Annotated in this window: 19 protein-coding genes, 1 pseudogene and 1 other annotated feature; of the genes and pseudogenes, 16 read left to right on the forward strand and 4 right to left on the reverse strand. The window is 35.7% G+C overall.

What is annotated here, in order from left to right; genetic code table 11:
* Positions 1 to 357 precede the first annotated feature (357 nt).
* The 6 genes and pseudogenes from ACZ5XR_RS12165 to ACZ5XR_RS12190 form a co-directional block, all read left to right on the forward strand.
* A pseudogene (locus tag ACZ5XR_RS12165) lies at positions 358 to 1,188 on the forward strand (IS110 family transposase); the annotation flags it as partial.
* A gap of 145 nt (positions 1,189 to 1,333) precedes the next feature.
* On the forward strand, positions 1,334 to 2,146 hold the full coding sequence (locus tag ACZ5XR_RS12170; protein ID WP_464501899.1) for a hypothetical protein: 813 nt from the start codon (positions 1,334 to 1,336) through the stop codon (positions 2,144 to 2,146).
* A 270-nt stretch (positions 2,147 to 2,416) separates the two neighbouring features.
* On the forward strand, positions 2,417 to 2,986 hold the full coding sequence (locus tag ACZ5XR_RS12175; RefSeq protein ID WP_464501900.1) for a VanZ family protein: 570 nt from the start codon (positions 2,417 to 2,419) through the stop codon (positions 2,984 to 2,986).
* Between the two features lie 153 nt (positions 2,987 to 3,139).
* On the forward strand, positions 3,140 to 3,568 hold the full coding sequence (locus ACZ5XR_RS12180; protein WP_464501901.1) for a hypothetical protein: 429 nt from the start codon (positions 3,140 to 3,142) through the stop codon (positions 3,566 to 3,568).
* A 128-nt stretch (positions 3,569 to 3,696) separates the two neighbouring features.
* The gene (locus tag ACZ5XR_RS12185; RefSeq protein ID WP_464501902.1) at positions 3,697 to 4,635 is read left to right on the forward strand and encodes an MBL fold metallo-hydrolase; all 939 of its coding nucleotides are present in this window, start codon (positions 3,697 to 3,699) and stop codon (positions 4,633 to 4,635) included.
* A gap of 237 nt (positions 4,636 to 4,872) precedes the next feature.
* Positions 4,873 to 5,214 (forward strand): VOC family protein, encoded by a 342-nt coding sequence (locus ACZ5XR_RS12190; protein ID WP_464501903.1) that lies wholly within the window; start codon positions 4,873 to 4,875, stop codon positions 5,212 to 5,214.
* A 127-nt stretch (positions 5,215 to 5,341) separates the two neighbouring features.
* On the opposite strand, the gene ACZ5XR_RS12195 is transcribed toward ACZ5XR_RS12190, so the two are convergent.
* Both ACZ5XR_RS12195 and ACZ5XR_RS12200 read right to left on the reverse strand, forming a co-directional pair.
* Positions 5,342 to 6,154 (reverse strand): hypothetical protein, encoded by an 813-nt coding sequence (locus tag ACZ5XR_RS12195; RefSeq protein ID WP_464501904.1) that lies wholly within the window; start codon positions 6,152 to 6,154, stop codon positions 5,342 to 5,344.
* Positions 6,155 to 6,658, reverse strand: coding sequence for an RNA polymerase sigma factor (locus ACZ5XR_RS12200; protein ID WP_464501905.1), 504 nt, complete (start codon positions 6,656 to 6,658; stop codon positions 6,155 to 6,157).
* Between the two features lie 401 nt (positions 6,659 to 7,059).
* On the opposite strand from ACZ5XR_RS12200, the gene ACZ5XR_RS12205 reads away from it, so the two are divergent.
* From ACZ5XR_RS12205 to ACZ5XR_RS12220, 4 genes are all read left to right on the forward strand, one after another.
* The gene (locus ACZ5XR_RS12205) at positions 7,060 to 7,905 is read left to right on the forward strand and encodes an AraC family transcriptional regulator (protein WP_464501906.1); all 846 of its coding nucleotides are present in this window, start codon (positions 7,060 to 7,062) and stop codon (positions 7,903 to 7,905) included.
* Between the two features lie 282 nt (positions 7,906 to 8,187).
* Positions 8,188 to 8,607, forward strand: coding sequence for a CBO0543 family protein (locus tag ACZ5XR_RS12210; RefSeq protein ID WP_464502294.1), 420 nt, complete (start codon positions 8,188 to 8,190; stop codon positions 8,605 to 8,607).
* Positions 8,608 to 8,805: 198 nt separating this feature from the next.
* Complete coding sequence (locus ACZ5XR_RS12215) at positions 8,806 to 9,318, forward strand: CBO0543 family protein (protein WP_464501907.1); 513 nt, start codon at positions 8,806 to 8,808, stop codon at positions 9,316 to 9,318.
* A gap of 571 nt (positions 9,319 to 9,889) precedes the next feature.
* Entirely contained in the window at positions 9,890 to 11,350 is a 1,461-nt protein-coding gene (locus ACZ5XR_RS12220; RefSeq protein ID WP_464501908.1) for an amino acid permease, read from the forward strand.
* 498 nt (positions 11,351 to 11,848) lie between these two features.
* Here ACZ5XR_RS12220 and ACZ5XR_RS12225 read toward each other — a convergent pair whose 3' ends face one another.
* The gene (locus tag ACZ5XR_RS12225) at positions 11,849 to 12,283 is read right to left on the reverse strand and encodes a VOC family protein (RefSeq protein WP_464501909.1); all 435 of its coding nucleotides are present in this window, start codon (positions 12,281 to 12,283) and stop codon (positions 11,849 to 11,851) included.
* A 518-nt stretch (positions 12,284 to 12,801) separates the two neighbouring features.
* Here ACZ5XR_RS12225 and ACZ5XR_RS12230 point away from each other — a divergent pair.
* The 5 genes from ACZ5XR_RS12230 to ACZ5XR_RS12250 all read left to right on the forward strand — a co-directional run bounded on the left by ACZ5XR_RS12230 (position 12,802) and on the right by ACZ5XR_RS12250 (position 17,905).
* Positions 12,802 to 13,119: a hypothetical protein gene (locus ACZ5XR_RS12230; protein WP_464501910.1), complete on the forward strand. Its 318-nt coding sequence runs from the start codon at positions 12,802 to 12,804 to the stop codon at positions 13,117 to 13,119.
* Positions 13,120 to 13,221: 102 nt separating this feature from the next.
* On the forward strand, positions 13,222 to 13,935 hold the full coding sequence (locus ACZ5XR_RS12235) for a response regulator transcription factor (protein ID WP_464501911.1): 714 nt from the start codon (positions 13,222 to 13,224) through the stop codon (positions 13,933 to 13,935).
* Positions 13,932 to 14,996, forward strand: coding sequence for a HAMP domain-containing sensor histidine kinase (locus tag ACZ5XR_RS12240; protein WP_464501912.1), 1,065 nt, complete (start codon positions 13,932 to 13,934; stop codon positions 14,994 to 14,996). The genes ACZ5XR_RS12235 and ACZ5XR_RS12240 overlap by 4 nt, the downstream gene beginning before the upstream one ends.
* A 361-nt stretch (positions 14,997 to 15,357) precedes the next feature.
* Positions 15,358 to 16,458 carry a molybdopterin-dependent oxidoreductase gene (locus ACZ5XR_RS12245; RefSeq protein ID WP_464501913.1) on the forward strand — a complete coding sequence of 367 codons (1,101 nt, stop codon included), beginning with the start codon at positions 15,358 to 15,360 and terminating at the stop codon, positions 16,456 to 16,458.
* Between the two features lie 620 nt (positions 16,459 to 17,078).
* Positions 17,079 to 17,294: a binding site (T-box leader), on the forward strand.
* A 53-nt stretch (positions 17,295 to 17,347) separates the two neighbouring features.
* A complete protein-coding gene (locus tag ACZ5XR_RS12250) occupies positions 17,348 to 17,905 on the forward strand; it encodes a pyridoxamine 5'-phosphate oxidase family protein (RefSeq protein ID WP_464501914.1) in 558 nt (185 codons plus the stop codon).
* A gap of 561 nt (positions 17,906 to 18,466) precedes the next feature.
* Here the strand turns inward: ACZ5XR_RS12250 and ACZ5XR_RS12255 are convergent.
* The gene (locus tag ACZ5XR_RS12255; RefSeq protein WP_464501915.1) at positions 18,467 to 18,598 is read right to left on the reverse strand and encodes a hypothetical protein; all 132 of its coding nucleotides are present in this window, start codon (positions 18,596 to 18,598) and stop codon (positions 18,467 to 18,469) included.
* Between the two features lie 703 nt (positions 18,599 to 19,301).
* Here ACZ5XR_RS12255 and ACZ5XR_RS12260 point away from each other — a divergent pair.
* The gene (locus tag ACZ5XR_RS12260; RefSeq protein ID WP_464501916.1) at positions 19,302 to 20,663 is read left to right on the forward strand and encodes an IS1182 family transposase; all 1,362 of its coding nucleotides are present in this window, start codon (positions 19,302 to 19,304) and stop codon (positions 20,661 to 20,663) included.
* The last annotated feature ends 34 nt before the right edge of the window (positions 20,664 to 20,697 follow it).

Here is a 20,697-nt window from a genome sequence, read left to right on the forward strand (position 1 = left end):
GTTTCTAAGATAAAGGCAACTGCGGCAATAATGGCGGAACTATTGGGAGTCTTTTGCCATGGTAGAACAGGATTCTCGTCCTTATAGGGTAGCATCAGGAAAATGCGGATTTACAACGGTAAGCATTTTGATACAAGTCTTATGAGACATTATGAATGTCTAATTTAAAGGAGATTGATTATGTATCAATAGGCTTTACTTCATTGAGATTGTGAAGGTTTCTACTTAAACTAACGGGCAGCATTCCTGTAATGAAGAAATATGAGGTTTGAATATAAAAAAGCCCCTTGGTAAGATATGAGTGTCCAAAGCTTGGCGGCAAAAAGGACACAAACATAATACCAGGAGGCTATTTAAATGAATTATAACCAAAATGAAAAGATTGCTCAAATTACTTCTCAAACATTAATTATAGGTGTCGATATTGCTAAATACAAGCATGTGGCAAGAGCTCAAGACTTTAGAGGTTTAGAATTTTCAGCACCGTTTTACTTTGAAAATACAAAATCTAGCTTTAATAACTTTTTAAAGTGGATTAAAACGTTAATGATCCAAAACAAAATGGAAAAAGTGATCGTAGGAATGGAGCCGACAGGTCATTATTGGCTTAATTTAGCTCACTTCCTTAAGGAACAAACAATCAAGTTTGTAGTCGTAAATCCGATGCACGTAAAGAAAAGCAAGGAGTTAGATGATAACTCTCCAACTAAAAATGATGTTAAGAATGCAAGAGTTATTGCACAATTGGTCAAAGACGGGAGATATGCTGAACCTAATATTCCACAAGGAGTATATGCAGAACTTCGAGTGGCTCGAAAAATTCGTGATCTCTTATCAGTTGATCTTCAAGCAGTTCAAGGACAAATCCATAATTGGATAGACCGCTACTTTCCAGAATTCCTTACGGTATTTAAAGATTGGGAGGGTAAGGCTGCAATTCAACTATTAAAACTTAATTTATTGCCACATGAATTAGTGAATCTCTCAGAACAAGATATACTTCAACACCTTCGAAAAACTGTTAAACGTGCAGTGGGACTCAGTAAAATAAAAGAACTAAAGCAAGTGGCAGTGGATTCAATTGGCATTCGTGAAGGTTCGGATATGGCTAAATTAGAGCTAAGCACGTTAATAGACAAATATGAACTTATAAAGGAAAAGTTCGAAGAACTGGAGTCTAACATAGATAGACGCTCAGGATGGCTCTTGATGGAATGTTAAGGAGTATCTCCTTTTCACTTTCATTCCATCTTATTTTTTGAATTTGAAGTCAATATGCTTCGTTCACCCATAAACTGTATGAGGGGTGATGAATGTGTTTCAACCGAATCAAATGGAAAAAGCCACATATCATCAACAATATTTTCGTCCATCTTGCTTGCCAGCTTTAAATTTAAGATTTGACACTTCGGAGTTCTATTCACTTTTTTCTGAAAAACCACATGATCAAATCAAATTACCTTCTGAATTGACTATAACCCCTGAAGAAACTCTTCTTAACTATTTTAGCGTCTTACGTGAAGCTGAAAATTTGGGTGGGAGAAGTTGCGGAACTGTTGGTCAGGCACGTACTCCATTTCCAATTGCTTATAATTTTTTGTCCGAAGAGTACCAAAGAAAACTAACTTATGAAAACTATTTTCATTCGTTTGCTGGTGTAGGGCATACGAGTTTGATAAAGTTTTGTAGAGTGCCAGATATAAAACATGGCATTAGGTTTTTTTATGAAATCGAAACGATTGAAGGGTCTTTGGACAAAAGAGCAGAGTATTTTGGGTATTATTACGGATTTATCCAGCTTGTTAATGAAAAAGATGGGTATCGAATTTCTGACTTGACTCAAGATGCCGAGGACTTCCTGTGTGCACCATATCATGGTTGGAGTCATTGGGGAGAAGATGTTGTAGAAGTGAAATACGGAAGTTGGTGCAAGTTGATTCAAAAAAGATACCCGACAGTGAAAAATGGTTTTGTAAAAAATATATATTTTCGGGGCAATGATGGAGCGGATTATTGCTTGATTTTTTTCACATTAACGAATGGAACTGATGTAGAAATTGCTCAATTTCGAAATGTAGGAAATGGCAAGTGGAAACTGATAAAAATGAAACCCGAGGAAGAATGTTTAACGGAAAAAAGGCAGTGATAAGCCTGTTGAAAATGGTACGCGGATTCCTAATGCTTTCGGAGCACATAACTGCGTTTCTGTAATAAGCAGGAACGCTTTTTTGTATTGTGAAAGGGGAGCGATAACTTCAACCTTTACCTATCTGTATTCACAACAAATGGACTGTTTTCGGCAGTCTTTTTTTGATTATGGTTGTATATATCTAGCGATTAGTAAAAAAAACTTCCCTATTTTTTCATCGTCACGGTAAAATAGCTATACAGTTATTTCCAGATTGGGGTGTTTATCGTGGTTCAATTATGGCGGGCATTTGGACATTTGGTTCCTCTATTCTTAATCATCGTTTTAGGGGTTTGTATTATTACTTATGTTGTTAACAGAAAGAGAAACTTAGATTTCAAAAGAGTATCTGTTAATCTTCTGTTTGGTTTTAGTGTAATTGGAATATTATTAGTAACTGTATATCCCGAAGTTTTTGGTCAAAGAATGCCAAGAGTTGTCAACCTAGTACCTTTTGTTGGCATGTACAATATGTTGTTTCATTCTGTTGATATTACAGTTCCTATTCGTAATTTGGGGCTTAATATTTTGCTATTTGTGCCTTTTGGATTTTTTCTAACTTTGAAAACAGCTTCTTTTCAAAAGAAGCTTAATCTATTTGTAATACTACCAGGATTTCTATTTTCTTTGTTTATTGAAACGGTGCAGTTTGCTATTCCTATGGGGCGTTCTTCAGATATAAATGATGTAATATTAAATACTATTGGAACATTTTTAGGGTACATAATTTGGATTCTTCTCAATTCTAAATCGACAAGTATTTCATTATCTAAAGAAACATCGAATGAAAATTTTTAATACAATCTCCTTGCACAAACAGTGCTTTACTTTCACATCAAATGGACTGTTTCTGCAGTCCTTTTTTATTATCCTTCTTCTGCTAAATGACAGTTTAGTGGAAGAAGCGACTATATTATAATGGAGTTACAAATTTAAAATTGGGGGAGAAAAATGAATCATTTTGGTTCTGAATTACGGTTTGGTTTAGTTAAGAATACAAATCAAGATACATCTTTTATCTATGTAGTAATCCCAGATGTTATCTTAAAATTTTTGATTCAATATCAGTCTGAATTAAACATACGCCTTGATAAAATTACACAATTTGAACCAGAAGAAATGCGATACCTTTATACTGAAGAAGTTGAAGAAATGCGGAGCATGGCATCTGAGGTATTAGAATCATTAGAAAATATAAATAAAAGTCGAATATTTCAGGAATATAGGGATAAGCATCATTTATCCGAGATTAATTTCTCGCAAGAGGACGTAAGTGAAGTATTTAATCATCTTATTCATATTTGCAATGTGGTTCTTAATGGACAAAAAATATTATTTGTTTCGTCAAGGTTTGATGATTCAGCAATGATTGAAGGGTAACATCACAGGTGACTTGTTAAGCTAACAGGGCAGGTTAGTGAAAGAAGGAATTATCTGAAAAATGAAGAATTATTCAAATTATAATTGCTTTTAATCTTCTACAAATAAAATTTAGAGGAGATAAGTTAATGCAAAACAGTAAAATTCAATCACCTTATTTCTCGCTGGAAAAACTTTCCGAAGGTGTATATGCTGCGATTGCCCGAAAAGGCGAAGGTGCAATGGGGAATTCTGGATTTATTGATATTGGAAATGAAGTGGTAGTTTTTGATACCTTTACAACCCCCAATGCCGCTAGAGAACTACGAAAAGCAGCAGAAGACATTACACAAAAAGAAATTAAATTTGTTTTTAACAGCCATTATCACGGAGATCACACTTTTGGAAATCAAATTTTCGAAGACGCAACTATCATCTCAACTCTAAAAACAAGACATTTGCACGAACATAAAAATGTTATTCTTGATCCACAAAAAGAGATGGCAGAAATGAAGCAATATCTAAAAAAGTTGGAGGAGAGGCTGGAGATTGAGAGCAACCCAGTTTTACAAATAAGCATCGAAAATCAAGTAAAGGAGATGTCAAAGGTCTACGATTCAATTCCTGAACTTCGTATCGTACTTCCTAATTTGACTTTTGAAAATAAGTTTGTTATTCACGGTAATACTCGAAATGTCGAGTGTTATTGTTTTGGGGGAGGACATACTCCTAGTGATGCATTTCTATATTTACCTGAAGAAAAAATTGCCTTTATGGGTGACATCGTATTAGAAAATCTACATCCTCCCATTTATGATTCTCAAGAATTTATTAATAACTTAATGAAAGTTTCCGAGATGGACATTCTTAGAATTGTTCCAGGTCACGGTGAGATCGTAACAAAAGGTCAAATAGATGTAATGTTAAACTACTTGTATCACCTTAATGCAAAAGTAATGTCTGCTTTAGAAAAAGATCAACCATTGGAACAACTTTTATCGGAAGATACACCAATAGAATATTCCAATTGGACAGGGATTGATGGATATAATAGGAATTTAAAAACTGTGTATAATGAGCATAAATAATTAATAAATATATCGAGCATAGTATCCTTTTATATAAAGATTGTGAAGGAGTGCACTTACACTGACGGGTAGCGATTGTTCAATACGAGCAGTCGCTTTTCCTTGTTCCGCTAAAGTGGTTATTTAGAAAGAGATAGTTATCCAAACGTTGGTACCTGGAATATCCATTATTATCAGAAATATACTTTAAAAATAGAAATTATTATTATTTAAAACATATTTAGGAGGGGTGGAAGAATGAAACTCAATCACCTTAATCTAACTGTTAATAATGTCTCAGCTGCTCGAAATTTTTTAGAGAAATATTTTGGTTTAACGTGTGGAGCAAGCCGAGGGAACGGATTTGCTTTAATGTTTGATGACGATGGTTTCGTCTTAACATTAATGAGGGGGAGCGAAGTTCATTATCCCAATACGTTTCACATTGGATTCCCGCAGGAAAGTAAAGAAGAAGTGGACAAAATAAATCATCGTTTAAAAGAGGATGGATTTGATGTACAGCCTCCGAAACAGTTACATAGTTATACATTTTATGTTGAGGCTCCTGGAGGGTTTACAATCGAAGTGCCTTATCATTAGAAAGGTATTTATCATAAAAATGAAGGAGACACAGAAACCATTGGGCAGCTGTGTCTTATTGAAGAAACAGGCGATTTGTTTAATAACAAATACTGGAAATCCCCCTATTCATTCACATTAAATCCATTTATTTGAGGTTCCAGCCTGCCTCTCTCGGTGTCCGGAAAAAGGTTACCTGTGTCGCAATGTACTCATTCTCCGGTCCGATTAAAAACATGATCACGGCATTGCCAGGCTGAATAGCGGAAGGGGATACTTCAGCACTCCCACCGTTCGGAGACACTTTCGTATAGTCGGCAAAACGGATAGTGACGGTTTCATTAGTCGCTTTCATGACTTGTGATTCTGTACTATACGGATCGACTACCACTTTTTTAATCACCATTTCCTTCCCGTTTGCTGACTCCACGATTCCGTCAAATCCCGGCGCTGGTGCAAAATCCGTCATGTGACCTGTTTTTGCTTCCACAAACAACCCTTCTCCGATAAAGAGATCCAAACTTCCGTCATCGCTTGCCCAGTGGTCTTTTGAGACCATTTTCCCTTTTGGCAGCGGTATTTTTTCCTCATTTTTTCGGATGATTTTGTTGTCCTGTCCTGCTTCTGATACGTTTGTCAGGACGACATACGGATTTCCTTCTGTCTGGATCGTATCAATGGTTCCGTTCAGTCCTGGAGTAAAATGGGCGATTCCGTTCGCGACCGGGGAAGTAGAAGGTGGAGAAACAGTGTTCTTTTCTTCAGTTCCGTGCGGCATTAAACTAATCACAAGCGCGGCTGCAACAATTCCGACGGCACCGATTAGTCTTCCTCTCTTTTTCAACCGTGGTTTCGTCTGGTTTATTTCTCGCTCGATGATTTCCCATATTTCCCTCTGTTTTTCCGGTTCCATTTTCATATTCGTTTCTGATAACTTCGAAATGATTTCTTTTTCATTCATTTATTCCACCTCCTCATAATTAAGCAACTTTCGTAATTTGGTTAGTGCCTGATGGGTCCTTTTCCGGACCTTTTCTTCCGTCCATCCCACTATTTCTGCCGTTTCTTTTATCGTAAAATGTTCGACATGGCGCAAAACAATGATTCGTCTGTCGGTTTCTTTAAGCCTTAACAGGGCTCGTTCCAAGTCAATGAATTCGGACGCATAGGCGAATTCGTTGGTTGGATCCGGCTCACGATAATTTACCAGGTATTTTCTTTCGGTTCGTTTTTTTCGGAATACGTCGAACTGGTAGTTTCTTGCCAGACTGAAAAGCCATGTTTTTGTGTTTGCTTCTTTTCTGAAACGGGACCAGCCATGAAATACCCGGATGAATACCTCTTGGACCACATCATAGGCGTCCGAATCGTTTCCTGTCATCATCCTGGCAAACCGGTAAAGATCTTGAGAATACAATTGATACAGTTCTTTGATTTCTTCCTGTACGCTCCGCTGTTCGCTCATGTATTTCAATCACCCCTTTTCCTTTTATTTCATTAGACGTACGAAACTCAGTTATGTCCTAAAAAATTTTTTAAAAATTCAACCAAACAAAAGGCAGATGACACGCCATCTGCCAAAACGGGTTATTTTCTTTTTCGGTTTCCTTAATTAGTAAATCTAAATTTTATTAATTTAAAAGACTGTTACAATTATCTAGCAAGATTGGTGAATCATTTATGTTAACTATAAGGAAAAGTGCAATTCTTGTTCCACTAACGAGTGCAGGTTAATAAAAGAAGGATATTACAAATAGTTAGTAGAATAAAGCTACTGTTAAGTAAAAATCCGACTTTTTTGTGCAGGCAATGTCGGACAAAATGCTTTCTTTTTTATTAGATTAGATGTTGGAAGGAGTTACAACTTTGGATTGGCTAAAGAGAATGAATAATACGTTGGATTATATTGAAGAAAACCTCGATGGTGAAATAGATTATAAAAAGATAGCACAAGTAGCCCTATTTTCGGAGTACCACTTTTCGAGGATGTTTTCAGCGATAACAGGAATTTCACTTTCAGAATATATAAGACGGAGGAGATTAACACTTGCTGCTTTCGAACTTCAAAAAAGTGACATTCGTATTCTTGACCTAGCTCTCAAGTATGGATATGAGTCTGCCGATTCATTTTCACGTACATTTCAAAAGACACTCGGATTAAAGCCATCAGAGGCTCGCAAGAATGGGACACAACTTAAAGCTTATCCTAAAATAACCTTCCAAATTTCTATAAAAGGAGATACTGAAGTGGACTATAAAATTGTGACTCTTGATTTTGAGTTAAGAATTGTTGGGAAAGGCAAGCCAGTAAAAACAAGCAAGGCATTTCAAAGCATACCTAAACTTCGGAGTGCCGCTAGAAAGGAAGGACTTATCCAAAAATTAATTGATATGTCTTGGGAAAATCCAAAGTGCACACTTGAAAGCCTATTAGGTGTTTGTGGAGAAGAAGCTGCGATTACTGATGAAGAATTTACTTACTTTATGGGTGTTCGTTATGATGGAGATGTTCCGAGTGATATGGAGTGTATAACCATAAATCACAACACTTGGGCTGTTATTCCTAATATAGTTGAAGCCTGGAAACGCCTATATTCTGAATGGCTTCCTACATCTGGGTATGAGCTTGCTGATATTCCGTGTATTGAGTGCTATTACCCACCAAAACATAACCCTAGACACGAACTTTGGGTTCCAGTCAATTCTAAATAATTATATATTCAAACTACATTAATTGAACTATTAGAGTTAGATTGTGAAATAATACACTTAAACAAACGGGTGCTTATGCTAAAGATGGGGATGGCTGCGGCGATCCTGTTTTTTAGTGTGCTAATTGGCAGTTTACTTCAATAAGCACAAAAGAATTGCATTACATAACGACTATATGACGTATGAATTATTCGGTTCTGCTGAAAAATATAGTGAAGGACGTGAGGTGACGTGTGGTTCTTAATATTAACCATTATTGTACTTAATGCCGTGTTCTGGTTAATGCCTAAGAAGTTGACTAAAATTGAGATATTCTCAACCTGTATGTTTGCATGTGTTTTTGAGCTGATAGTGAACATCTACTTGGACCTAAAACTCGATTGGTATGGCTACTTCCAGAAAGGTGCTCAATGGGGATCTTTGATTGTCATATTTGGCATTTATCCTGCTGCGAACGCTATTTTTCTGAATTACTATCAGTTCATGAAGAATGTTGCACAGAAATTTTGGTACAACATAGGGTGCTCGGTTTTCGCCGTAGTTTACGAGTGGTTAGCGGTTTTATCAGGATATTTCTATCGTCACCAATGGAAACTTTGGTATTCTGCGATTGCTTATCCAATCATATATCTGATACTGTTGGCTGTTTTGAAGTTGGTTCGAAAGCTGATTTACAGTCAGTACGAGTGTATTTCTCAATAAGCGCGTATGGGTTTGGCTATAAGATTGTGAAGAATTGTACTTAAACTATCGGGTGCAAGAGTTGAGGATGGGGTTGCGGAAGAGATCCCTTTTTTGTTGATCCAACTAACGTAAGCAGGATGGGTGAATAAGGACTATAAAACCGATGAATAGGAAAATCTAATAAATATTATTTTATTCTTTAGGATTGAAAAATTTATGATGCGATTCGTATTCATAGCTTTAATTTGGATAATAGCCTTTTTTATAAGTGACTGGAGAAATTGGAGAAAGTACCACTCCACAATATTATTCATGATTGCAGGCAATTTTATGGTTGGTCTTATAACCTATAAGAACACGTTATGGGATTTAACCTCTGAATTAGGAGCACATTCATTAAATGACTTTTTGATTGCAATCTTGTTTTTTCCACCAACAATGCTTATTTATTTTAAGCAATTTCCAATAAATAAAGGTGTTATTCGAAAAGTATTTTATATAATTTTATGGGCACTTTTATATACTCTTATTGAGATAGTTGAATATTTTTTGGACAATATCAACTATTATCATGGTTGGAATATATGGAAATCATTGTTGTTAAATCTTGGAATGTTTTCAGTTTTGACTGTACATTATACAAAACCAATTTTAGCCTATGTTCTTTTCTTTATTGAGGTTATATTGTTGATTTTATTTTGCGGTATTCCAATCAGAGAATTTAAATGATGTTGAACGGGTGGCAATAACTCTAACAATAGGCTAATGCCATTTTCTTATTCAAGTAAAGGGTCAGTGCAGATTGTGAAGTGATTTACTTAAAGTAACGGAGGGCTTTTGCGGAAGATCTGGCTGCCATTTTCGGCAGCTTTTCTTATAGAAGTAACGATGCAGGTTAGTGCAAGAAGGAAAATCGTATATATTTCTTAATTGGCATCTGTTCCCCTAACTCATTCATGAATTTTTAATATTCATATTATATTAAAATGTAATCGCTTTTGTTTATAATTGTAGTTGGGTCGGATAGCAAAGGTGGCTATCAGGGTATCTAGCGTAGGTAGGGCTGATACAAACGAGAAGGGCAATAGTTAATTCTGGAAAGGGTAATCGCGGACGGGGAGATATTACGGAACAATGAGGGAATTGGATGCAGTCCACCATATTATACTTTTTTTACATGTGAGGTTCACTAGAAGTGACTCAAACTCGTTATCACCCTGAATAGAAAGTTTGAAAAACCAATTTCCTTTTTTATAGAAATCATATATATGACTTTTAACTTTTAGAAGGAGTGAGCTTTATGAGTCAGGAGAATAACAAATTAGAGCGGAAATTACAGTCTCGTCACTTGTCAATGATAGCCATTGGTGGCGCTATTGGTACTGGCTTATTTTTAGCAAGTGGTGGGAATATCGTAAAAATTGGACCAGGTGGTGCACTGTTAGGTTATCTTATTGTTGGAATAATGATTTACTTCATTATGACAGGTTTAGGGGAAATGGCTACATTTATGCCTGTTGCGGGCTCATTCGAGGCGTATGGTACACGATTTGTCGACCCTGCTTTTGGATATGCTGTTGGTTGGAATTATTGGTTAACATGGGCATTAACTATTCCTGCTGAATTAACTGCCGGTGCGCTATATATGGGATATTGGTTTCCACATGTTCCCGCATGGATTTGGAGTGCATCATTCTTACTTGTATTATTCCTACTAAATATTATTAGTGTTAAAGGTTATGGCGAGGCTGAATTCTGGTTTGCAGGAATCAAGGTTATCACCGTTATTGTCTTTATTGTTACTGGCGTATTAATGATTTATGGTGTTTTCACTGGAAAAGCAACCGGTTTCTCTATATTCAATACTGGTGGATCACCATTTCATGGTAAAGTATCCGACTGGTTTCTTGCTTTATTAATCGTAGGATTTGCTTTTCAAGGAACAGAATTGGTTGGAATTGCTGCCGGAGAGAGTGCCGATCCAGAAAAAAATGTCCCGAAAGCGATTAAAAGTGTTTTCTGGCGCATCCTACTTTTCTATGTTTTTGCCATATTTATCATAGGCATGTTGGTTCCATACACTGATAAGCATTTATTAAATGCTGGTGGGAATGTTGCATATAGCCCGTTCACAATTTTGTTCGAAAGAGCCGGTTTGGCATCAGCCGCCGCAATTATAAATGCGGTTATGCTTACTGCTGTCTTATCAGCAGGGAACTCATCCATTTATGCTTCATCTCGTATGTTATGGGCACTTGCTAAATCAGGAAAGGCGCCTAAGGTTTTTGCAAAAGTTGCAAAGAATGGGGTTCCCCTCAATGCAGTCTATTTAACGACAATCGTCGGTGTTATTTCATTCATGTCTTACTTTAAGAGCACAAACCAACTATTTAATGACTTATTGTACGTTACGAGTTCAACAGGATTTATCAACTGGCTGTGTATTTCCATCAGTCAATACCGTTTCAGAAAAGCGATGAATGCGCAAGGGAGAGATGTAAGCGAATTGGCTTATCATTCAAAGTTCTTCCCATTCGGTTCGATTTTCGCCTTTGTTGTTTGTCTAGTTATTTTGATCATGTGTGACTGGGGTGACACACAATGGGATACTTTGTTATCGAGTTACATTGGATTCCCTATTTTTGTAGCATTATGGATGGGATATAAAATTAAATACAAAACTAAGATTATTCCTTTAAAGGAAATTGATTTAAGGAAGCAATCTCACGATCATGGTATAATTGAACAAGAAATAATCTGAAAAACTTAGCAAAGAATAAATAATCTTTTTCAGTTAAACGAATGCTTTATTTCACAACAAAAGGACTGTTTCGACAGCCCTTTTTCATTTTCCTGATGATTGCATTGAATCATGCAGTAAACTAATTATGTAAATCAGGTGTTGGTGACACGCAATTACATCCTTTTAAAACGGGGCATCTTCTTAACATTGATAAGTCAATTAATTAATCGTTATGAATATTATTTAGAGTAAAAGAGCTTTACTTCAATAGAAGTAAGGTTTTTCTTGTTTAACGAAAAGGAGTCATTATTAGGAATGGTTAACTATTAATTAGTTTGTGAATAATTACACTTAAGTAACGAGATGCGTTACTTTAAGAACGGTAATGCTTTTCTTGTCTTCAAGTAGCGCAGCATTATAGTTCAATGATTTTTTAATTCATATCCATGTTATTGGTAAAGGATTAAAAATGGAATCTTAACAGTTCAATATCCACTTGGTAAGTATGGACTTTAATTAACGAATATTTTGCCCAGGGTAATCACAATACTCAATAATGGTACCTTCTGTATCAGCCGGATTTAAATAAATTAATCTTCTTCCGTGTTTATTAATCCTCAAAGTATTTTCTAAAATACGAATATCTTGCTTTTTCAGTTCATCTAAAGCCACATCTAAATTTTCGACTCGATACGCAATATGATGTACACCTTTCCCTTTTTGTTGTATAAATCGTGCAATGGGAGATGTAATATTATTTGTTGGCGCGAGCAATTCAATCCTGCCTCCATTGATATCGATAATGGCTACTTCACTTTCCACACCTATGACATCACTCTTGTAACAGTCAATTAATATACCACCTAACACATTTATATAAAAATTAATACTGTCATCTAAATTGCGAACAGCAATACCTATATGATCTATTTTCTTATCCGCTTTAATCATTCCTTCCTTTAATCAACATACACATTATGTTTTTATTTCTTTACATAGTTACTTGAGTGTAACAATAATATATTTTGCCGATTCGATAAGATCGCCATTCGAGAAAAATATAGGTGGAGCCCAACATTTCAGGGATGTTTATACTGAGTGTACCTAAATCTCACTCCCCCTAAAATAACCCTTTTTTAAGTGTTGTTCCCGGAGATGGAAGGGGTTTGTGCTGTAACTACCTTTTGATAAAAAAATAAAGACCAAGATATACAAAAAAGAAAACAGAAAGAACCACTATAGAATTTTCTTCATTGAGGATCTCCTTATATCAATTTATATTTTTTCAATGGTAAATTCAATTTATTGTTTAAGTGAATAAATTGTGGGAGATTCATACATACTGTCATGCTTTGATTCCTTTCTAAATTTTTTATTAAATTGTAAGACTTTTGTAAGGTTTGGGTTCTTATAATGTAAGTTTTGGTTTTTATGATTAAATCAATTCAAATTTCAAAGGAGAGAAGAAAATGAAAGGTTTTAAAGTATGGGTTATGATGGTGGCATTTGTAGGTATGTTGGCATTAACGGCATGTGGGAATAGTAATTTAAATGATTCAAAATCCACAAGTATGAAACAGGGAGAAATGAATGGAAACAAAAATAATATGGGTAAAGATGAGAAGATGAAAAATCAAAATGGAATGAGTAATAAACAAGATATGAAAGATCAAAATGGAATGAGCAATAAACAAGATATGAAGAATCAAAATGGAATGACCAATAAACAAGATACGAATGGTAAAAATGATATGAGCAATAAAGACAATATGAATAAAAGTAAATAATGCCCGAGATAAAAAATGATAAATAAAGTAAAGTTGCAGCTTATTTCTTTTTTATTGGAAGTGATAAACTAAGGGTAAATATGATTCGAGGGATGTATAGGTGTGGAAAAAAGAATTTTACTAGTTGATGATGAGCCTTCCATTTTGGATGTTTGTACACGTTATTTAGAGCGCGAGGGCTATCATGTTTTGACGGGAACAAACGGAGATGAAGCAATTAAGCTTTGGCAGGAAAATGATTTTACCATCATCATTTTAGATTTAATGATGCCTATTATCGATGGATGGAAAGTATGTGAGACCATTCGGGAAACGGATGATATTCCGATTATTTTTTTGACTGCAAAAGGCGAGGAATATGATCGCCTGATAGGGCTTACCATTGGGGCTAATGATTATATAACGAAACCATTTAATCCAAGAGAACTAGTCTTAAGAGTGAATAGTATTTGCCGTTTATTGGATTATCAAAAAAAATCCAAGGTCACTGAATCTGACCAAACTCAAATCATTAAAGCCCCTCCATTCACAATAAATGTAGCAAATCGGGAAGTATTTCTAAATGAAAAATTAATTGATCTGACGATGAAGGAGTTTGATTTACTCTTTTTGCTTACATCTCATCCGAAACAGGTTTTTTCCCGTTCACAGCTTCTTTATCAGGTCTGGCAAACTGAATTTGATGATGATACCACGACTGTTACCGTTCATATACGAAGATTACGGGAGAAAATTGAAGAAAATCCTTCTAAGCCAAAATATATTCAAACTGTTTGGGGAATTGGCTATAAATTTGTGTCAAGTGAAAGCCAATGAAGATTAAATGGATCTTCTTAATTGCCAATAGTGTTAGTATTTTTATCATGTTTACATTCTTATTTTTAAGCTATGTATATATGGTGTTACCTACTAAAGTGATTATTTTGCTTTCACTGATTACTATTTTTTCTTCTGTTATCTCAAGCATTATCCATTATCTATTAACAAAGCCGGTAGAAAGTTCCATTCAACTTCTTGCGAAACAAGCGCAACAAATTGCCTTAAGAAAATTTGAAGGCTTTCTTCCTGAAGTAGGTCCAACAGAAATTAAGGAACTTACAAAACAATTTAATGATATGAACACTCAGCTGAATCATGCATTTAGTCAAATTAACAAAGCGGAAGTCTCGCGAAGAGAATTAGTGGCGAATATTTCTCATGATTTGCGAACGCCCATGGCATCAATAAAGGTGTTCGTATCAGCCATAGAGGACGGAGTGGTCGAGGATGATGCAACCTTTAAACGTTACCTAAAAACCATTTCACTGGAAACAGAAAGAATGAATCAACTGATTCAACAGCTCTTTCAGCTATCCCTGCTAGATTCAGGGGCTATAAAGCTTAAGAAAGAAAAGACAAATATAGACGAATTGTTACTTTATGTATTAAAGCACGAAGAAATCCATTTAGAAAAGAAGAATATTGAGGTTAAAATTGACTTGCCTGACCAAATTCCAGCTATTTATGTCGATGTGCTTTATTTTCAAAAATTATTATTTAACCTGTTAGATAATGCCATCCGATTTTCTAAAGCAAATGGGACGATTAGGATAAAAGTGACTCTCCTTCCAGACGAAAAACTCGGAATTTCGATTCGTGATTTTGGAGAGGGAATCCCTAATAATGAGCTTCCTCATATATTCGAAAGAACATATCGGGTTGAAAAGTCACGAAACCTTCAGTTTGGAGGAGCAGGGCTGGGGCTTGCGATAGCTAAGACGATAGCAGAAAGTCATGACGGAACAATAAACGTTTCGAGCGAGGTGGGAGAAGGGAGCACCTTTACTATCATCATACCTATACTTAAAAGCATGGAAGGTGAAGAGGATGAATTATAAACTCTTTTTCCAAAGAAATTTAAACTTTGGAAAAAGACTGATTCGACTGTATCATGTAAATGCCATGCTATTTCTAGTGTAAGTGTAACGGGTTTTATGTTATTTTTCACTTCATTTCGTGCTTTATTTCCGTCGTTCAGAGTATGGATAAAAGATATTCATGTTTGGATGGGAGTGGCATTTTGCCTGCCTGTGCTGATTTATTTCCTAAATGAAACAGCATTTAAAGACCCTTCAAAAAATTATAAGGTACACAGTAGTAATAAATTTTTATTATAAAAATGAATGATATAGTTTCATATATTGGTGTTGATCCCATGCAAAGAGAAAAATTTATAGAAAATTTAAGAGGATGGTACTAATGAAAAAAAAATGGCTTCCTCATGGGAAATGGACGAAATATTATGTATGGCTTCACAATTACTCCATTGTATCGTTTTTGGCTCTCATGTTAACAGGACTTGTTCTTGATATCCCAATTTTCCATGTTAGGCTGATACGGTATTTATCCTTCATTTATGATGTGCATATTTTCCTTGGTATTGTGTTCTTTCTGTCGTTATTTTCTCCTATTGTGAAGAAGTTGCCAAAGGTGAACCGTATTCGAAAAGTCGATTGGTTTATGCCGATCTTTTTTGGTATGGCGATTGTTTTAACAGGATTTTCTTTGTGGAAGGTCGATTGGTTTCCCGCAAGTATAAGAGAGGCAGCTTTCCCTTGGCATGGGAATTTGTCTTATCTATTAGGAGTTTGGTTTATCTTGCATGGTATTTTTAAAGCAACCGGGACCCATTATCCCCAAACACTCGTGACGAAAAAAATGGATTCAGAACGTCGACAATTTCTGCGCTGGGGAATTTCAGGATTAGTGATTGGTGCAATTGCAATAACTCCGTTTTCTAAGCTTTTCACTACGCGGGGTAAAGTATTAACAGATTCGAAACCGGGTATACATGAGTTTCCAGAATATTTTACTGTAACGGACAACTATCCAAAAGTCTTGCTCGATAAGTACCGATTGATGGTTGATGGTCTAGTTACTACTAAAAAATCCATTACCATGGAACAATTGACATCTTTGCCTGTCACAAAACAGATCAAAAATTTCCAATGCGTAACGGGATGGACGGTAGCTGATGTGGAATGGGAAGGGATTCACATCCGCGAGCTTGTTTCATTGGTAAAACCAACTTCAGAGGCTTCATTCATTACCTTCTATTCTGCCGACGGTGTCTATACAGAAAGCTTGTCCTTAAAAGAAGCTTTGGAATCCGATGTTCTTCTTGCTTATAAGATGGACCGACAGCCACTTCGAGTCGAACAAGGTTTTCCGCTTCGATTAGTGGTGCCAAGAATGTATGGGTACAAATCCATCAAATGGGTAAATCGCGTTGAATTTGCATCCACTCGTATTCAGGGATACTGGGAACAACGAGGCTATCCGGCTGAGGCAACGTTTTGATTCAGTATAGGATTTTGGGTTCTAGTGCAAAAACTCCTCGATAAGAATATAGAGTGTCATTCCCTTTGGAGTCAACAGCTCGATACAGGTAAATCCACTATCCCTATGACTACTTACCAAAAATAACACTCAAACAATATTTCCAAAGAAAAGAGTACCTTTCACAGGTTTTTTCAGTAAAGGGTCAGATTGTTGAGTAACGATTTCAATAAAATTGGATATTTACTTTGAAATAAAGAGTAGAGTTTGTGAATTTATACTAACGGCAGCAGTTTAGTTTAATAATAAAAAATATTAGTCCTCAGGCAGGAGGATACCTGAGGTATAGAAAGGATTGGGCAAGGAATAGCATAGAGGACGATTCAAAAGGTGCTTGTTTCCTTGCCCTTAACTTAAGTCTTCGCTGGAATCAATATATTTATTCCAAAAAATGTAAATTATAATTGACCTATAATGTGTAATAAATGATGTACTTTTCAAATAAAGGAGCTTATGTTTTTGATGGAAGCTACAGTCTTTTTTCATATTTAAGTAACAATCAGTTTAGTTGAACAAGAAATAGAAAAATATGGTTGACCAATTTAATAATACATAATAAAATTAAGAAAATTGCAAAATTTCGAAACACAGTGACTGGGAGTATTAAGGAATATTTATTGTTTAGAGAGCTGTCGGCTGGTGAAAGACAGTCAATAAGGTCCCCAACTCGCCCACGAGTGGTAAGGCTGATATGTAAGTCTTAACGGTTGACATCCGTAATCAGTTATAAAGTGGATTTGTTGTAATAGCAAATCAACAAGAGTGGTACCACGAAGGTAAAGCCTATCGTCTCTTATGAGATGGTAGGCTTTTTATTTTAAACAATTGGTGAGGCGAGGAGGAGTATATTATGGGAACAGTTTATTCATCAATACTTCCAAAACATGAAGAATTTATAAGAAAACAACGGATTTTTTTCGTTGGTTCAGCACCACTATCAACAGGCGGACATGTTAATATTTCCCCTAAAGGTCATGATGTACTAAGGATATTTTCAGCAAATGAGGTCGCTTATTTAGATTTAACTGGTAGTGGCAATGAAACAAGTGCCCATTTATTAAATAACGGTAGAATTACATTTATGTTCTTAGCTTTTGAAGGTCCCCCGATGATTTTACGTCTATACGGAAGAGGTAAGGTAGTATTACCAGACTCACCAGAATGGGATGACATGGCTAAGCACTTTGATATCCTACCTGGTTCTCGTCAAATAATTCATGCAAAGATTGAAACGGTAAAAACGTCATGTGGTTTTAGTGTTCCATTTTATTCATACAATGGAGAACGAGATACTCTTCAACAGTGGGCTACCAATAAAAGCGAACAAGACTTAGAAGAATATCGTAAAAAGAAAAATTCTATTAGTATGGATGGAATAGTTACACCAATTGGGGAAAAGTTTATCTAGCTTAATAACGTTAAATAGTAATAGTCCTTGTTGAGCTAACAGGTGCGTTAGGTGAACAAAATAAATTAAAAAAAGTCGATTCCTAGAAGTGGAAATCGGCTTTTTTTATAGTTAAAAAATTCCTTAGAGTTGTAAATTCGCATTATCCTGACTCTACCCCTATAAAAGGATGGGGTTACGAAGTCAAGCTCCCTGAGGGCTTGGCTTTTCAAGGTGTTATTTTAACCGACCAAGTGAAATGTTTAGATTGGCAAGCTCGTAATCTCCGAGTAAGAGGACAGGCTCATGAAGAAATTGGGGACGATTGTTTAGCTAAAATACATACCTTTTTGTAAATTATGAGAAAACATTTAAAAACAAATCCGGACTTATCTATGAAATAAAGAGATAAGTCGGGATTTTTATGATGAAAACTTAATATGCTAAAACGTTTTTATTAATGCTGTGGATTCATTGGTGAATAAGAAGTTACTGGTTGTATAAATGGTTGTTGTACTCCAACTTGAGGTTGCCAAGGTTGGTGTTGAGTCCCTAATTGGGACACACGTTGAACTTCTTGGCTTAATTGGGTACATAATAGGCTAAGATGTTGAATTTGCTGAACAGCAGAAGCTTCACGCTGAGCCTTTGTTCTGAGCTTTGCATTTGTTGTAAGGCGCTTTGGATTTGAGAAATGACTTGTTGATTGTACATGAGTGATCACTCCTTAGTAAGTTTAAATCAAGAGTTTTATGTGTAGAACTAAAAATAATATGTTCAATGGTTAAAGGTTATCTTTTACCAAAAAAGTTAAATTTTTAGTCGCACATAATTTAAATGAATTTGCTCATGATATTAGTATCGGGTACGTAACGGTTGAGCCAAGATTTATATATGCTCTTTTGGGGTGTATATAGGTCGGCCAAAGATTGTATACAGGTCATCTAATCATGGTTTGTGTATAGTCGGAGGGAAGATTCTATATGGTAAAGAAAGGTTTTATTGTAGTCGTACCTCTAGAAGGTATTATTACAATTGGGTCCCAATTTATCATATAGGGTCGAGCGAAGATCGTACTGAGTGCCGTAGACTAAGTTGAGTATATGACTCAATGAGGTTAACGTTCTTATATAGCCGAGAGGTTATATATGGGTGTACAGGTATTTTGTACGGTCGAACGAACCATTATTATGAGTGGTAAACTGTTTATTTATGGTCGAAAGATCATAAATAGGTAATCAGCTATTCATGATAGTGCAAGGTAGACCGTTACGTGCTCGTACCAGATAAACATATGTAAATAATGGAGTCACCCTTAAGGGTGACTTCAGACTGTCGACAAATCCGAGAAAAATCGGGTCTGCCGGCAGTCTTTTTTGTATAATTGATATATGAAGATTTTAATGAGGTGGATACTATGCTTTCAAAAAATACACAGATGAATCGTGACCAAATAGAAATGATAGCTTTAGAACAACTTGTACCTGCGAACCATTTGGTTCGCAAAATAGAAGCTGCCATAGATTTCTCATTTATCTATTCACTTGTACAAGATATGTATTCATCTGATCGAGGTCGTCCGAGTATTGACCCTGTAGTATTGATTAAGATGGCGTTTATCCAATATACCTTCGGTATTCGCTCTATGCGTAAAACTATAGAGGAAATCGACACAAATATTGCTTATCGTTGGTTTTTAGGCTTTGGATTTTATGATAAAGTACCACATTTCTCAACCTTCGGTAAAAATTACGAAAGACGTTTCAAGAACACTGATTTGTTTGAGCAGATTTTCTATCGTATTTTGAAGGAAGCTTCTGATAAAAAATTAATAAGCAGTGATCACGTTTTTATTGATTCCACACATGTTAAAGCAAGTGCAAATAAGCGTAAAATTGAGAAGAAAGTCGTTCGAAAAGAAACCAAAGCATATGAAGCGCGATTACAAGAGGAGATTAATAGTGACCGCGAAGATCACGGGAAAAAGCCATTTCCTCCAGATAAATTTGAAAAGGAAGAAAAGAAAGAAATTAAAGAAAGCACCACGGACCCAGAAAGTGGTTATTACGTAAAGGACGAGCGTACTAAACAGTTTGCTTACTCATTCCATACAGCTGCTGATCGAAATGGTTTTGTTCTGGGTACGATTGTTACACCAGGGAATATACACGATAGCGTTATTTTTGAACCAATTCTAGAAAAGGTCATTGAAAAACACGGGAAACCTGAGGCTGTTGCTGCTGATGCTGGATATAAAACGCCTGCCATTGCCCAATACTTATTTGAAAATGATATAACGCCTGCATTACCTTACACTCGCCCTCGTACGAAGGATGGCTTCTTAAGAAAGCATGAATATGTTTATGATGAATACTATGATTGTTATATCTGTCCGAAAGGACAAATATTAAAATATGCAACAACGACAAAGGAAGGTTATCGACAATACTTCTCTAACCCCATTGAGTGTAAAAATTGCCCATTATTATCACAGTGTACACAGAGTAAAGAACATAAAAAACTAATTCAACGACATGTGTGGGAAAACTATTTAGAAGAAGCCGACCATCTTCGTCATACAGAAGAAAATAAAACTATATATGCAAGACGTAAAGAAACGATTGAGCGTGTCTTTGCGGATGCTAAGGAAAAGCATGGAATGCGATGGACAACCTTAAGAGGTCTAAAAAAATTGTCTATGCAAGCGATGCTTACTTTTGCTGCCATGAATTTGAAAAAGATGGCCAGCTGGACATGGAAAAGTCCGGTAATGGGGTAAATATATGAATAAGATAAGTCTAAGTTTTGCTCTT

Source organism: Neobacillus sp. Fa239, assembly GCF_055395235.1.

Excerpts from the sequence above, each read along its gene's own strand:
- ACZ5XR_RS12170 (WP_464501899.1), top strand. The coding sequence starts at position 1,334 with ATGGAAAAAGCCACATATCATCAACAATATTTTCGTCCATCTTGCTTG.
- ACZ5XR_RS12180 (WP_464501901.1), top strand. The coding sequence starts at position 3,140 with ATGAATCATTTTGGTTCTGAATTACGGTTTGGTTTAGTTAAGAATACA.
- ACZ5XR_RS12185 (WP_464501902.1), top strand. The coding sequence starts at position 3,697 with ATGCAAAACAGTAAAATTCAATCACCTTATTTCTCGCTGGAAAAACTT.
- ACZ5XR_RS12190 (WP_464501903.1), top strand. The coding sequence starts at position 4,873 with ATGAAACTCAATCACCTTAATCTAACTGTTAATAATGTCTCAGCTGCT.
- ACZ5XR_RS12195 (WP_464501904.1), bottom strand. The coding sequence starts at position 6,154 with ATGAATGAAAAAGAAATCATTTCGAAGTTATCAGAAACGAATATGAAA.
- ACZ5XR_RS12200 (WP_464501905.1), bottom strand. The coding sequence starts at position 6,658 with ATGAGCGAACAGCGGAGCGTACAGGAAGAAATCAAAGAACTGTATCAA.
- ACZ5XR_RS12210 (WP_464502294.1), top strand. The coding sequence starts at position 8,188 with ATGCCTAAGAAGTTGACTAAAATTGAGATATTCTCAACCTGTATGTTT.
- ACZ5XR_RS12215 (WP_464501907.1), top strand. The coding sequence starts at position 8,806 with ATGATGCGATTCGTATTCATAGCTTTAATTTGGATAATAGCCTTTTTT.
- ACZ5XR_RS12220 (WP_464501908.1), top strand. The coding sequence starts at position 9,890 with ATGAGTCAGGAGAATAACAAATTAGAGCGGAAATTACAGTCTCGTCAC.
- ACZ5XR_RS12225 (WP_464501909.1), bottom strand. The coding sequence starts at position 12,283 with ATGATTAAAGCGGATAAGAAAATAGATCATATAGGTATTGCTGTTCGC.
- ACZ5XR_RS12230 (WP_464501910.1), top strand. The coding sequence starts at position 12,802 with ATGAAAGGTTTTAAAGTATGGGTTATGATGGTGGCATTTGTAGGTATG.
- ACZ5XR_RS12240 (WP_464501912.1), top strand. The coding sequence starts at position 13,932 with ATGAAGATTAAATGGATCTTCTTAATTGCCAATAGTGTTAGTATTTTT.
- ACZ5XR_RS12245 (WP_464501913.1), top strand. The coding sequence starts at position 15,358 with ATGAAAAAAAAATGGCTTCCTCATGGGAAATGGACGAAATATTATGTA.
- ACZ5XR_RS12250 (WP_464501914.1), top strand. The coding sequence starts at position 17,348 with ATGGGAACAGTTTATTCATCAATACTTCCAAAACATGAAGAATTTATA.
- ACZ5XR_RS12255 (WP_464501915.1), bottom strand. The coding sequence starts at position 18,598 with ATGTACAATCAACAAGTCATTTCTCAAATCCAAAGCGCCTTACAACAA.
- ACZ5XR_RS12260 (WP_464501916.1), top strand. The coding sequence starts at position 19,302 with ATGCTTTCAAAAAATACACAGATGAATCGTGACCAAATAGAAATGATA.